The following is a 12,313-nucleotide window of genomic DNA, read 5'->3' on the forward strand; positions in this document are numbered from 1 at the left end:
ATTGATCATTCCTCCAGATTGGCCCTCAGGGCGAAACCAGTGCACCGGATTTCAGCTGCTGGCTGATCCAGTGAATTTCTTCCGGGGACAACAGTGGCTTCCAGGGTGGCATGGCGGTATCCGGAACACCTTCGCGGATAATGGCTGCGATGGCCTCCACCGGAAGCTCTCCGAGATCCTCTGGCCGCAGCGGCGGGCCCAGGCCACCACGCAGGGTGAGGCCATGGCAGGAGCCGCAATCCTGAACCACCAAATTGGCAAGCCGGGCCTCGTCCGCATTCCGGCCCCGGGCGTCGTCACCCATGGTCACGACTGGCGCCGTGGCCAGACCGGACAACAGGACAGCCGAAACCAGAATCCGCCTTTGGTCTTCCCGCCAGAAACCCTTCACACGCTGCATCCTCCCGAGTGTTGTCCGCATCCTGACGACACCCATAAAACCCATCGTTGATATTGGTTAAAAGAGATCACTAACACCAGCACTATTATGGCATACCCCTGTTAGGGTAGATGGCGGTCAAACAACAGATATCTGACATAAATCAAGGTTCATCAGGGTAAAGAAGCGAAACCTAGAGGGACTCTTAAATCCAAGGAGAGAACCTGATGAGAGTCACCAACCTGTTTTTCCAACCACTGGCACTGGCCGTCGCTGTTGCGTCCTTCGGCGCACTGACGGCTCATGCCGCTCCCAAGGACCCCGACCCCTCGGCGACCGCCTATGAGGGCACAGCCAGCTCTGTCGACCCCGGATCCGCGAAAGTGGTGCGCACGCCGGGCGCCCCGGACCTGACCGACGCCGAGTTCGAAAAGGCCAAACAGATTTATTTCGAGCGTTGCGCCGGTTGCCACGGCGTTCTGCGCAAGGGCGCAACGGGCAAGCCACTGACCACCGACATCACCCAGGAGCGGGGTATCGACTACCTCAAGGCCTTTATCAGCTATGGCTCACCCGCGGGCATGCCGAACTGGCTGACCTCCGGCGACCTGACCGAGGAAGAAGTGGAGCTGATGGCCAAGTATGTGATGCATGAGCCGCCCCAGCCTCCGGAATACGGGCTGGAAGAAATGAAGGCGACCTGGGAGGTTGTCGTCCCGCCTGAAGAACGTCCGACGAAGCAGATGAACGACCTGAACCTGAAGAACCTGTTCAGCGTGACCCTGCGGGATGCCGGCCAGGTGGCACTGATTGACGGCGACACCCATGAAATTGCGCACATCATCGACACCGGCTATGCGGTTCACATTTCCCGCATATCCGCTTCCGGCCGTTATGTCTTCGTGATCGGCCGGGACGCCCTGGTCAACATGATCGACCTGTGGATGGAAGAACCCAGCACCGTTGCCAAGATCAAGGTCGGCATGGAAGCCCGCTCCGTGGAAACCTCCAAGTACAAGGGCTACGAGGACAAGTACGCCATCGCCGGTACCTATTGGCCACCCCAGTTCGTAATCATGGATGGCCAGACTCTGGAGCCAAAGAAAATCGTCGGTACCCGGGGCATGACCGTGGATACCCAGGAATATCATCCGGAACCCCGGGTGGCCGCCATCGTAGCTTCCCACAAGCACCCGGAATTCATTGTCAACGTGAAGGAAACCGGCAAGATCATGCTGGTGAACTATGAGGATCTGGACAACCTCTCTATCACCAATATTGATGCAGCCCGCTTCCTGCACGACGGTGGCTGGGACAGCAGCATGCGCTACTTCCTGACGGCCGCCAACCAGTCCGACAAGATCGCCGTGGTTGACTCCAAGGACCGCAACCTCGAAGCCATGGTGGACGTGGGCAAGATTCCCCACCCCGGTCGCGGCGCTAACTTCGTGGATCCGGAGCATGGGCCGGTCTGGGCAACCAGCCATCTGGGCGACCCAACCATCCAGCTGATTGGCACCGACCCTGAAGGTCACCCGGACAAGGCCTGGAAAGTGGTCAGAACCCTGAATGGCCAGGGCGGCGGCTCACTGTTCATCAAAACCCACCCGAAATCCACCAACCTCTGGGTTGATACCGCCCTGAACCCTGCTGAAACAGTGAGCCAGAGCATTGCGGTATTCGACATCAACAACCTGGAAGCGGGATATGACGTGCTCCCGATCGCCGAATGGGCCGATCTGGGAGAGGGCCCGAAGCGGGTCGTGCAGCCGGAGTACAACGTTGAAGGCGACGAAGTGTGGTTCTCGGTCTGGAACAGCCAGGACAAGAAATCCGCCCTGGTGGTTGTCGACGACAAGACCCGGAAGCTGAAGAAAGTGATCAAGGACGAACGACTGGTAACACCTACCGGCAAGTTCAACGTCTACAACACCCAGTACGACGTGTACTGACCGGTTCCGGCCCGGGGGAGAGCACTGATGAGACTGGATACCACTGACAAACAACTGATCAACCTTTACCAGCGGGACCTGCCCGTCTGTGACAGGCCCTACCAGGCCATGTCCCGACAGCTGGGCATCGCCGAAGAGGAGGTCATTGAACGACTTCAGTCACTCCAGGACAGCCAGGTTCTCAGCCGGGTCGGACCGGTTTTTGAGCACAGCCGGGCAGGCGCGAGCCTGCTGGCTGCCCTGGCGGTGCCGGACGAACAGATCGATCTGGTGGCCGCCCGGGTGAATCTCGCTCCCGGGGTGAATCACAACTACGCCCGGGAGCACACCTACAACCTCTGGTTTGTCATGACCGCGCCCGATGAGGACACCCTGGAAGAGCGGCTTGATGAACTGGAACACCAGCTCAGGCTCCCCATGCTTCGACTGCCGATGGTGGAGGCCTACCACATTGACCTGGGCTTTGAGATTGACTGGGAGGCCCTGCCGTGAACCTTCGCCACGCCCCGGAATATCTGGCGGTGGTGCCGGAAATCGCCGGGGCCGGGCCGGTCAGTGCCTGGGGATTGCTTCGGCTTCGGCGCCAGCTGGAGCTTGGTCTTCCGCTAACACCACGGCCCTATGAGAAACTGGCTGAGATGACCGGGCTCTCCGAACAGGAAGTGATGACAGCCATCAGACAGTGGCAGGCCCAGGGGCTCATCAAACGACTCGGGCTGGTGGTCCGGCACCGAACGCTGGGTTACGCCGCCAATGCCATGGTGGTCTGGGATGTCCCGGACAGTCAGGTTCAGGATCTGGGCCGCACACTGGCCCGCAAATCCTTCATCACCCTCTGCTATCAGCGCCCTCGCCGACTCCCGGATTGGCCCTACAACCTGTTCTGCATGATTCACGGCGTTGACCGGCAGCGGGTCATTGACCAACTGAACATGTTGATCGCAGAGCATGGCCTGGAACAGACACCCCATGCCGTACTGTTCAGCACCAGGGCCTATCTGCAACGGGGAGGCCGTTATGTCAGCAGCAACTGAGCAAACTCAGGCAACTGCCGAATTCACAGAGATGGAACGGGCGGTCATTAACCGTTTGCAAACGGGGCTACCACTGGTGCACCGACCCTATGCCGCGGTCGCCGGCGAACTGGGCATAACCGAGCAGGCGCTTCTGCACACCCTTGAGGACCTTCTGGACCGTCGAATTCTTACCCGTTTCGGTCCCATGTTTCACGCCGGAGAAATGGGCGGCGGCCTCACGTTGGCCGCCATGCGGGTCCCGGAGCAGGACTTTGAAGATGCCACCCGAAAGGTTAACGCCTTCGACGAGGTGGCCCACAATTACCGTCGGGAACATGAACTGAACATGTGGTTTGTTCTGGCCACGGAAGCCCCGGAAGACATCGCCCGGGCGATTGCCGGGATCGAATCCGCAACCGGCTATGCCGTCTACAACATGCCCAAAGAGGAAGAGTTCCATGTCCATCTCCACTTCCCGGTCTGACCAGGAATACGTGCTCTGCGAGCTGGACCGGAAACTGATCCTGGCCACCCAGGGCGGTTTGCCCCTGGTGCCGGATCCCTGGGGCACCCTGGGCAAGGAACTGGGGCTGCCGGCCGACGAGGTTCTGGCCCGTTTTCAGCGCATGCAGGACGCCGGCGTTATCCGCCGGGTCGCCGCCGTCCCCGATCACTACCGCCTGGGCTATTGCTTCAACGGCATGACGGTCTGGGATGTCCGCGACGACGCCATCACCGACATGGGCCGGCAGGTGGGCGAGTTGCCCTTCGTCAGCCACTGTTACCGGCGCCCGCGCCACTTGCCCTACTGGCACTACAACCTGTTCGCCATGGTTCACGGCACCAGCCGTGACGAAGTCGAGGCCAAGGCTTCGCAGATTCAGTCAGTGCTCGGAGACACCTGCCGGGGGCACACCATTCTTTACAGCTCGGCCATCCTGAAAAAAACCGGTCTGCGGCTGCGGAAATCATGAGAGAGGAAGCACCATGTTCAGAATGACCCGCTACATCAAGAGCCTGATGAACCCGGCTCCCGTGCGCCCGGTCCCGAAACCGGCCGGGCCGGTGGTAATCTGGAACCTGATTCGACGCTGCAACCTGACCTGCAAACACTGCTATTCCATCTCCGCCGATGTGGATTTCAAGGGCGAACTGAGCACTGATGAGGTCTACACCGTGATGGACGACCTCAAGGCCTTCGGCGTGCCCGTGCTGATCCTGTCCGGCGGCGAGCCGCTGATGCGCCCGGATATCTTCGACATCTCCCACCGGGCCAAAGCTATGGGTTTCTATGTCGGTCTTTCCACCAATGGCACGCTGATCACCGAAGAGAATATCCGGCAAATCGCCGAGGCCGGCTACGACTACGTGGGTATCAGCATCGACGGACTGGAACAGACCCACGACGAGTTCCGCCAGAAAAAAGGCGCCTTCGCGGCCTCCATGAAAGCGGTTGAACTGTGCAAGCAGGCGGGTATCAAGGTCGGCCTTCGCTTCACCCTCACCCAGGACAATTTCCCCCAGCTACCGGACATGCTCAGGCTGCTGGACGACCACGACATCGACAAGTTCTACCTGTCGCACCTGAACTACTCCGGCCGGGGCGGCCGCAACCGTAAGCGGGATGCCTGGTACGAGATGACCCGGGAAGCCATGACCCTGCTGTTCGATCACTGCCACGACGAGCTCCGGCGCGGCATCGAACGGGAATACGTCACCGGCAACAACGATGCCGACGGCCCCTTCCTGCTGCAGTGGGCCGCGGAACACTACCCCGATCAGGTTCCGGCCCTGGAACAACGATTGACGTACTGGGGTGGCAATGCCTCTGGCGTGAATATTTCCAATATCGACAACCTCGGCGAGGTTCATCCGGATACCTTCTGGTGGGACTACAACCTGGGCAATGTCCGGAACCAACCTTTCTCCCGGATCTGGTCCGAAGCCAGCGACCCGCTGATGACGGGTTTCCGCCAGACACCAAGGCCGGTGAAAGGCCGCTGCGCCGACTGCCGTTACCTGGCCATCTGCAACGGCAACACCCGGGTACGGGCCTATAATATTTCCGGTGATTTCTGGGAAGAGGATCCCGGCTGTTACCTCACCAATGACGAAATCGGTGTCCTTGATATGCCCCGGCGCGTCGCCGCCCCGGTTACCGAGATTCCGGTTCACAACCTCTAAGGACAAGCATCATGACAACCAGTCAAAGGAAGAAGTGCCTGGTGGAGTTCCAACTGGCGGAACAACCCTTACGGGCCGGAGAGGTAGCCATCGTGGGAGCCGGCCCGGGAGACCCCGGCCTGCTGACCCTGCGGGCGCTGATGCTGATACAGCAGGCCGATGCCATCGTGTATGACCGCCTGGTGTCGCCCCAGATCATGGAACTGGTGAACCCGGCTGCCGAACGCATCCACGTGGGCAAAGCCAGCGGTTGCCACTATGTACCCCAGGAAGACACCAATGAACTGCTGGTGCAACTGGCCGTAAAACAGCGCCGGGTTGTGCGCCTCAAGGGCGGTGACCCATATATTTTTGGCCGTGGTGGCGAGGAAGCGGAGTTCCTGGTGGACAACCACATCGATTTTCAGGTGGTACCAGGCATCACCTCCGCCGCCGGCTGCGCCTCATACTGTGGCATCCCACTGACGCACCGGGATTACTCCCAGAGCGTGACCTTCGTAACCGGCCACCGCAAGGCCGACCAGTCCCTGGAACTGAACTGGCGTGTGTTGGCAGCGCCGGGCCAGACCCGGGTGTTCTACATGGGGCTCCACAATGCCCCGACCATTGTCCGGGAACTCACTGCCCATGGCCTGCCGGGAGACTGCCCTGTGGCCCTGGTGGAGCGGGGAACCACGCCACAACAACACATGGCGGTCACCACCCTGGCAGACCTGGAAGCGACCATTCTCCGTGAAGGTTTCCAGCCCCCGACACTGATCATTGTCGGTGAGGTTGTCCGTCTTGCCGACAAACTGGCGCAACCCTCCACAGCAGGCTGGCATTGCTGCCAGAGTGAGGCCGCTGCAGCCAGTGCGGGGGCCGGCTGACATGATGAACCGAAAAAACGCCCTGCTGATTCTGGCCGCCAGCCTGCTGATCCCCGCATCGCTGCAAGCCAGCCCAGCCCCGGAAACCGGGGCGCTTTACCAGCAACACTGCGCCAGCTGCCACGGCTCCGATCGCCTGGGCGGCATGGGCCCTGCCCTGCTGCCAGAAAACCTTTCCCGGCTGAAAAAGCCCGAAGCCGAGAACACCATCCGCAACGGCAGGCCCGCAACCCAGATGCCGGCCTTTAACGATATCCTTGGCAGCGAATCCATCACGGCGCTGGCGGACTACATTTATCGCCCGCCCGCCAGCACACCCACCTGGGGCCGGGCAGACATCCTCGACAGTCATTTGCTGCCCCACCCACAAGGCACGTTACCCGATCAGCCGGTTTACCAAGCCGATATGATGAACCTGTTCCTGGTGGTGGAAATCGGTGACCACCAGGTTACCCTGCTCGACGGCGACAGGATGGAGCCCATCCATCGTTTCCCAAGCCGCTACGCCCTGCATGGCGGTCCGAAATACAGCCCGGACGGCCGTTACGTCTACTTTGGCTCCCGGGACGGCTGGATCACCAAATACGACCTGTACAACCTGAAAGTGGTGGCGGAAGTGCGTGCCGGCATCAACATGCGCAACATCGCCGTCTCCGCTGATGGCAACTACGTAATGGCCGCCAACTACCTGCCCCACACCCTGGTGCTGTTCGATGCCGACAACCTTGAACTCATGGACATCGTCCCGGTGGAAAACGATGCCGGTGAAAGCTCCCGGGTCAGCGCCGTGTACGCGGCCCCACCAAGGGACAGCTTCATCGCCGCCCTGAAGGACATTCCCGAAGCCTGGGAAATCAATGTGGAAGATGGCGAGGCCAAAATCCGCCGGATGCAAACCGACACCTGGCTGGACGACTTCTTCTTCGACCCTGGCTACGAACACCTCATCGGCGCCGCCCGCGACGGCAAGCACGGCTACGTGATCAACCTCGACACCGGTAACACCATCGCCGAACTCCCTCTCCCCGGCATGCCGCACCTGGGCTCCGGCATTACCTGGGAGTACCAGGGCAAACGGGTCATGGCCACTCCGCACTTCCGGACAGGCGCCGTTTCCATAATCGACATGGACAACTGGGAGGTGATCAAAACTCTGGAAACGCAAGGTCCCGGATTCTTCATGCGCAGCCACGAGAACTCCCGCTACGCCTGGGTGGACGTATTCTTCGGCCCCAACAAGGACAAGGTCCACGTTATCGACAAGCAGACGCTTGAAATCGTCAAAACGTTACAACCCGCTCCCGGCAAAGTTGCTGCCCATGTGGAGTTTGACCGATACGGCAAAAAACTGCTGCTGAGCATTTGGGACAAGGACGGTGCCGTCATCGTCTACAACGCAGACACGCTGGAGGAAGAAAAGCGCATTCCGATGAACAAACCCTCCGGCAAATACAATGTCTGGAACAAGATCAATTATGAGGAAGGGACCAGTCACTGAGGGCTTACTCTGATGGCCAGCAGGAATGAACCCGGGGTCAGATGTGAACCTGTGAACCTGTGAACCTGGGGTCAGATGAAAGCGTTCATCTGACCCCGTCTTCAACCCCGTCTTCACCGAGCCATCCCTGGCCCTCCCGCTACTTCGCTGCTCTAATCGATTCAGTGAAAAAGCCTTAATGATTTAAGTCATTTCAAAACATGCTTTTTTGATACGATAATTGACCCACAGTCCAAACAGGGTCAAAGCCATGAATTCAATTTTCAGGCCAGACGTATCCTCGCCCCCCTGCATGCTCGGAGAAGACAATACGGATATCATCCGGCAAGATACCGCACCAGAGTCAACGGCGCTGCTGAATGGCCTGAGCCGGGTATTTGGTATCCGCCTGGCAGGCCATGAAAACGATCCGGACGCACGGTTTCTGGCAGACCTGGCCCGCCTGTTTCATCCGTGCAGGGTTGACGCCGAAACCGCCATGGAGAAGCACGACACCCCCTGGGCGAACGTTTACCTGGTTCAGTACGGCATCCTGCGGCTTTTCCGGGAAGCACCCAGCGGCAAGGTCTCCGTACACCATTTCTTTTCCGAGGGCGATATGGTCTGGCCGGTCTTTGGCCGCAGCCGCACCGTACGAAACACGCTCTGCCTGACCACGGTAACGCCGGTAACCGCCTGGATGGCTGATTTTTCCGCTTTCCGCTCCGCGATCCAGTCTCACGGTGAGGGGCTCTGGCCGAGGTTCGCCCTTGCCCTGACCGAGGAGATAGCGGAGCTGACCAGCATGAGGGAGTTCCGGAAGCACACGATGCCCGCCCGGGAACGGTATAAGCTGCTGCTTGAAGAATATCCGGAACTGGTCAGGCGTGTACCAGACAATCAGCTGGCGTCCTGGCTGGGAGTGGTTCCTGCCACCTTCTCCCGACTGAAAACCGGTGCTGCAGGCAACCGGTCGTAAGTTCCGGAACAGGGCCGGCTACAACATAAAAAAATGGGCAGCAAGCTCTCACCTGCTGCCCTGAAAAACGCTCAACGCCTGACCAATACTTTGCTGTTAGCCGTGCAGCTTTACCGCCAGCTCAGCCACATGCCTGCCCTGATAACGGGCAATCGTCAGTTCTTTCTCGCTGGGCTGCCGGGAGCCGTCACCACCGGCGATGGTGGACGCACCGTAGGGCGTTCCGCCGTTGGCTTCGGAAATGTCGAACAACTCCGGAATGCCATAGCCCAAGGGCACGATCACCATGCCGTGGTGGGCCAGCGTGGTCCAGAACGAGCTGATCGTATGCTCCTGACCGCCACCGGTTCCGGTAGAGGCGAATACACTGGCCAACTTGCTGTGGAGTTTGCCTCCAGCCCACAGGCCACCGGTCTGGTCCAGGAAGGTGCGCATCTGGCCGGCCATGTTGCCGAACCGGGTCGGAGTGCCGAAGATGATGGCGTCGTAATCCGCCAGCTCTTTCGGATCTGCCACGGGGGCCTCCTGTTCCGCCTTGCCGCCAGCGCTCAGAAACGCCTGATCAGCCATGGTTTCCGGCACTCGCTTGATGGTGACTTCAGCGCCGTCCACATCCCGGGCGCCGTCTGCAACGGTGTTGGCCATCGTTTCAATGTGGCCGTACATGGAATAATAAAGCACAAGTACTTTTGCCATTGGAAAAACCTCCTCTGCCTGTCATTTGATAAGCCAAGAATAACCAGCGACGGGTTACAGAGAAACCGGAAGTTTTCCGACAGGTCGTTCAGTTTTTCTGAACAGGGTCACAGGATGTTCATCCGGCCTGTTGCGTACACCTGTACGCTCAAGTAGTTTAGGAGCATGACTAATACGGAAGACCTTTCAATGACAACAACTCCATCCCCTGCGCAAAACATCCACCATCGCATCGAGGAATGGCTTAACAGCGCCACCCATGGTCTGGGTGCCTTGCTCAGCGTTGTCGGGACCATCACTCTGGTCGTGGGTGCCAGTCAGCTCGGTGACGTCTGGAAAATTGTCAGCTTCGGTATTTTTGGCGCTTCTCTCATCCTGCTCTACATGGCTTCTGCCCTTTATCACGGCGCCCGGCATCCGGAATTGAAAAGAGCCTTCAAAACCCTTGACCATTGCGCCATCTTCCTGCTGATTGCGGGCACCTACACGCCTTTTCTCCTGGTGAACATGCGGGGAACTGTGGGCTGGACGCTATTTGCGGTAATCTGGTCGCTGGCCATAACAGGCGTGGTGCTTAAGGTTATTTTCAGGAACCGCTTCAAGCTGGCGCGTGTCGGTATCTACGTGGCCATGGGCTGGCTGATCACCGTTGCTTCCTCGGATCTGGTTGCCAGCCTGAGCGAGACGGCCCTGAACCTCACCATCGCCGGCGGCATTTTGTACACCGCCGGCGTCGCCTTTTATCTGGCAGACCGCATTCCCTACATGCACGCCGTCTGGCATCTGTTCGTGATCGGCGGCAGCGCTTGCCATTTCAGCGCCATTTATTTCGGCGTCCTGCCCTACACAGCCTGATCAGAACCCCCACACCATCGCCATCAGTACGCCCCAGGCAAGCAAGGACGCCGCCATAACAATGTAGGTGGCAGACATGGCTACCACGTCATTATCCGTTCGCTCACACAGGGAACGAACGCCCTGATATACCAGCGCACAGGACAGGAACAACCCTGCAAACACCGCAACCACGCTCACCGCCAGAGCCGGCACCAGCAACGCCAGTGACGACAGCCAAAGCGGCAGCGGAGCAATTGCAGCCAGCAGATAGGCATCCCCGTAACTCATCTTCAATTGATGGCTGTTCATCACGGCGTGAATCAGCCACCCCATGACAAAAAACGTGAGCAGTTCGGCCAGAAACAGAATGGTGGTGATAAACCGCCATTGCTTGTCACCGAACCCCTGAATAAAACCATCCCCATAGTGCGTGCCTGCGTAGTAAAGCAGCACCGGTGGCAGGAACGACATAGGGACGACAACAACCCACGCCAGGAATGGAATGGAAAGATTAAGGCGCCGAAGCTCAGACCAGGCACCATTGCCGGAAAACGGTAAGCGAGCAAGTTGTGTAATATTCATGATGCACCTTTACAATGTACCCCATGTTATTTTTACTGATAGCCCCGGGACGTGAACGGGTCAAGGACACGAGATGACTTCGGACAACTCGGGGATGCCCCGTAAAAACATGCATGCGTTCTGGCTGTTCTTTCCTGCGGCCTCGCTTCTGGCTGCATTGGCGGTGCCTCTGTCCGTATACAGCGCCCTGTCTGGCACAGGCTGGCCTCCGGGGCTTTTGGGCTCAGGGCATGGCCATGAACTGATTTTCGGCTTCGCCCTGGCCCTTGTTGCAGGCTACACCCTTGGCCCCCAACCACGGCGCGTACTTGCGTTGTTATTTCTGCTGTGGATCCTCGCCCGGATCAGTTGGCTTCTGGCTCCGGAGAACCTGGCCGCTCAACTGCTCAGCCCGGCTTTTGCCCTGTTGCTCGCCCGCCACGCCGTGCCAAGATTCCAGGCTGCAAAAAAATGGCGTAACCGGATTACAGGCCCGCTGATTCTGATTCTTTGCCTGTTGTCGGTCGTTTTCTGGTTTGCCAATAGCATACTGGCCGGAAGTATTCAGCCAATGCCCGGAACCCGGCCGGTAATGATGGCCGCCATTGTCGGCCTGCTGCTGCTGATGACGTTTATCGGGGGCAGAATCATCGCGCCGGCAGTGGCGGGAACCCTGGAGAAAAGAGGCATTCCCCTCAAGGCAAGGGTGCAACCACGGATTGAAGGGATGCTGTTGATCATTCTGCCGCTGGCACTGGTTCTGACCTTTCTGCCATTCGCGGCTGCGGGGGCAGGACTCTTATTGCTGATCTCGGCAGTTCTGATTGTGATTCGCGCTATCCGCTGGGAGCTCTGGCATTGCGGAAACCGGCCGGACCTGCTGGTTCTGGCCCTTGGTTATCTGTGGCTGGCGGCAGGCGCCGGCGCCACCGGGTTCAGTCTTTTGCAGGGAACTGACCCAATCCCCGCCATGCATCTGATCACCATTGGCGCCCTTGGCACGCTGTCCACCAGTGTCATGCTCCGGCTGGCCTGGCAGCGCGCCAGACGGACCACGCCACCCTCCTGGCAGGTTATCGGTATTGCTGTCGGTATGGCTATTGCGGTGCTCGCTCGGCTTGATGCGGGCGTAACGCCTTTCGCGAAACCCCACGTACTCTGGTTGTCGGCTGTGAGCTGGTCCGGCACCTACGCTCTCGTCGCCCTGCAGCTTGTTGTACTGTTCCGGCATAGCCAGAACCGCCGGAAATGATTGGCTACCTCTACTGCGCCAGCAGTCTGAATGCCTACTCATTTCGAGATATCACCATCGTACTCAATTGATTTTATTAGATTTTAAGAAACAAAAACGCATCGGTATTTT

At 59.0% G+C, this 12,313-nt stretch carries 13 protein-coding genes and 1 pseudogene; 11 read left to right on the plus strand and 3 right to left on the minus strand.

The window, feature by feature from the left end; translation table 11 throughout:
- Positions 1–25 precede the first annotated feature (25 nt).
- Positions 26–391 (minus strand): c-type cytochrome, encoded by a 366-nt coding sequence (locus D0851_RS08690; protein WP_227539495.1) that lies wholly within the window; start codon positions 389–391, stop codon positions 26–28.
- Positions 392–606: 215 nt separating this feature from the next.
- Here D0851_RS08690 and D0851_RS08695 point away from each other — a divergent pair, with 215 nt between their 5' ends.
- The 9 genes and pseudogenes from D0851_RS08695 to D0851_RS08735 all read left to right on the plus strand — a co-directional run bounded on the left by D0851_RS08695 (position 607) and on the right by D0851_RS08735 (position 8,856).
- Entirely contained in the window at positions 607–2,331 is a 1,725-nt protein-coding gene (locus D0851_RS08695) for a nitrite reductase (protein WP_117618288.1), read from the plus strand.
- A gap of 27 nt (positions 2,332–2,358) precedes the next feature.
- Positions 2,359–2,823 carry an AsnC family transcriptional regulator gene (locus tag D0851_RS08700; RefSeq protein WP_117618289.1) on the plus strand — a complete coding sequence of 155 codons (465 nt, stop codon included), beginning with the start codon at positions 2,359–2,361 and terminating at the stop codon, positions 2,821–2,823.
- Between the two features lie 41 nt (positions 2,824–2,864).
- Entirely contained in the window at positions 2,865–3,365 is a 501-nt protein-coding gene (locus D0851_RS08705; protein ID WP_264756480.1) for an AsnC family protein, read from the plus strand.
- A complete protein-coding gene (locus tag D0851_RS08710; RefSeq protein ID WP_117618290.1) occupies positions 3,349–3,831 on the plus strand; it encodes an Lrp/AsnC family transcriptional regulator in 483 nt (160 codons plus the stop codon). Before D0851_RS08705 ends, D0851_RS08710 begins: the two co-directional genes overlap by 17 nt.
- The gene (locus tag D0851_RS08715; RefSeq protein WP_117618291.1) at positions 3,806–4,321 is read left to right on the plus strand and encodes an Lrp/AsnC family transcriptional regulator; all 516 of its coding nucleotides are present in this window, start codon (positions 3,806–3,808) and stop codon (positions 4,319–4,321) included. Before D0851_RS08710 ends, D0851_RS08715 begins: the two co-directional genes overlap by 26 nt.
- A gap of 13 nt (positions 4,322–4,334) precedes the next feature.
- Positions 4,335–5,531 carry a heme d1 biosynthesis radical SAM protein NirJ gene (gene nirJ / locus D0851_RS08720; RefSeq protein ID WP_117618292.1) on the plus strand — a complete coding sequence of 399 codons (1,197 nt, stop codon included), beginning with the start codon at positions 4,335–4,337 and terminating at the stop codon, positions 5,529–5,531.
- A gap of 38 nt (positions 5,532–5,569) precedes the next feature.
- Positions 5,570–6,400: pseudogene (cobA, locus tag D0851_RS08725) on the plus strand (uroporphyrinogen-III C-methyltransferase); the annotation flags it as partial.
- 4 nt (positions 6,401–6,404) lie between these two features.
- Positions 6,405–7,898, plus strand: a complete 1,494-nt coding sequence (locus D0851_RS08730) for a nitrite reductase (RefSeq protein WP_117620338.1) — start codon at positions 6,405–6,407, stop codon at positions 7,896–7,898.
- A gap of 250 nt (positions 7,899–8,148) precedes the next feature.
- Positions 8,149–8,856, plus strand: a complete 708-nt coding sequence (locus D0851_RS08735) for a Crp/Fnr family transcriptional regulator (protein ID WP_117618294.1) — start codon at positions 8,149–8,151, stop codon at positions 8,854–8,856.
- A gap of 96 nt (positions 8,857–8,952) precedes the next feature.
- Here the strand turns inward: D0851_RS08735 and wrbA are convergent, their stop codons facing one another.
- Positions 8,953–9,552, minus strand: coding sequence for an NAD(P)H:quinone oxidoreductase (wrbA, locus tag D0851_RS08740; RefSeq protein WP_117618295.1), 600 nt, complete (start codon positions 9,550–9,552; stop codon positions 8,953–8,955).
- 189 nt (positions 9,553–9,741) lie between these two features.
- Here wrbA and trhA point away from each other — a divergent pair, with 189 nt between their 5' ends.
- Positions 9,742–10,407, plus strand: coding sequence for a PAQR family membrane homeostasis protein TrhA (gene trhA / locus D0851_RS08745; protein WP_227539496.1), 666 nt, complete (start codon positions 9,742–9,744; stop codon positions 10,405–10,407).
- Here the strand turns inward: trhA and D0851_RS08750 are convergent, their stop codons facing one another.
- On the minus strand, positions 10,408–10,971 hold the full coding sequence (locus tag D0851_RS08750) for a Yip1 family protein (RefSeq protein ID WP_117618297.1): 564 nt from the start codon (positions 10,969–10,971) through the stop codon (positions 10,408–10,410).
- 73 nt (positions 10,972–11,044) lie between these two features.
- Between D0851_RS08750 and D0851_RS08755 the strand changes: the two genes are divergently transcribed.
- Positions 11,045–12,202, plus strand: coding sequence for an NnrS family protein (locus D0851_RS08755; protein WP_117618298.1), 1,158 nt, complete (start codon positions 11,045–11,047; stop codon positions 12,200–12,202).
- The last annotated feature ends 111 nt before the right edge of the window (positions 12,203–12,313 follow it).

The organism is Marinobacter sp. Arc7-DN-1 (assembly GCF_003441595.1).
GTDB classification, from domain to species: domain Bacteria; phylum Pseudomonadota; class Gammaproteobacteria; order Pseudomonadales; family Oleiphilaceae; genus Marinobacter; species Marinobacter metalliresistant.

What these genes read in the sequence shown, in the direction of transcription:
- D0851_RS08710 (WP_117618290.1), top strand. Translation starts at nt 3,349, where the DNA reads ATGTCAGCAGCAACTGAGCAAACTCAGGCAACTGCCGAATTCACAGAG.
- wrbA (WP_117618295.1), bottom strand. Translation starts at nt 9,552, where the DNA reads ATGGCAAAAGTACTTGTGCTTTATTATTCCATGTACGGCCACATTGAA.
- D0851_RS08700 (WP_117618289.1), top strand. Translation starts at nt 2,359, where the DNA reads ATGAGACTGGATACCACTGACAAACAACTGATCAACCTTTACCAGCGG.
- nirJ (WP_117618292.1), top strand. Translation starts at nt 4,335, where the DNA reads ATGTTCAGAATGACCCGCTACATCAAGAGCCTGATGAACCCGGCTCCC.
- D0851_RS08755 (WP_117618298.1), top strand. Translation starts at nt 11,045, where the DNA reads ATGACTTCGGACAACTCGGGGATGCCCCGTAAAAACATGCATGCGTTC.
- trhA (WP_227539496.1), top strand. Translation starts at nt 9,742, where the DNA reads ATGACAACAACTCCATCCCCTGCGCAAAACATCCACCATCGCATCGAG.
- D0851_RS08695 (WP_117618288.1), top strand. Translation starts at nt 607, where the DNA reads ATGAGAGTCACCAACCTGTTTTTCCAACCACTGGCACTGGCCGTCGCT.
- D0851_RS08735 (WP_117618294.1), top strand. Translation starts at nt 8,149, where the DNA reads ATGAATTCAATTTTCAGGCCAGACGTATCCTCGCCCCCCTGCATGCTC.
- D0851_RS08750 (WP_117618297.1), bottom strand. Translation starts at nt 10,971, where the DNA reads ATGAATATTACACAACTTGCTCGCTTACCGTTTTCCGGCAATGGTGCC.
- D0851_RS08715 (WP_117618291.1), top strand. Translation starts at nt 3,806, where the DNA reads ATGTCCATCTCCACTTCCCGGTCTGACCAGGAATACGTGCTCTGCGAG.
- D0851_RS08730 (WP_117620338.1), top strand. Translation starts at nt 6,405, where the DNA reads ATGAACCGAAAAAACGCCCTGCTGATTCTGGCCGCCAGCCTGCTGATC.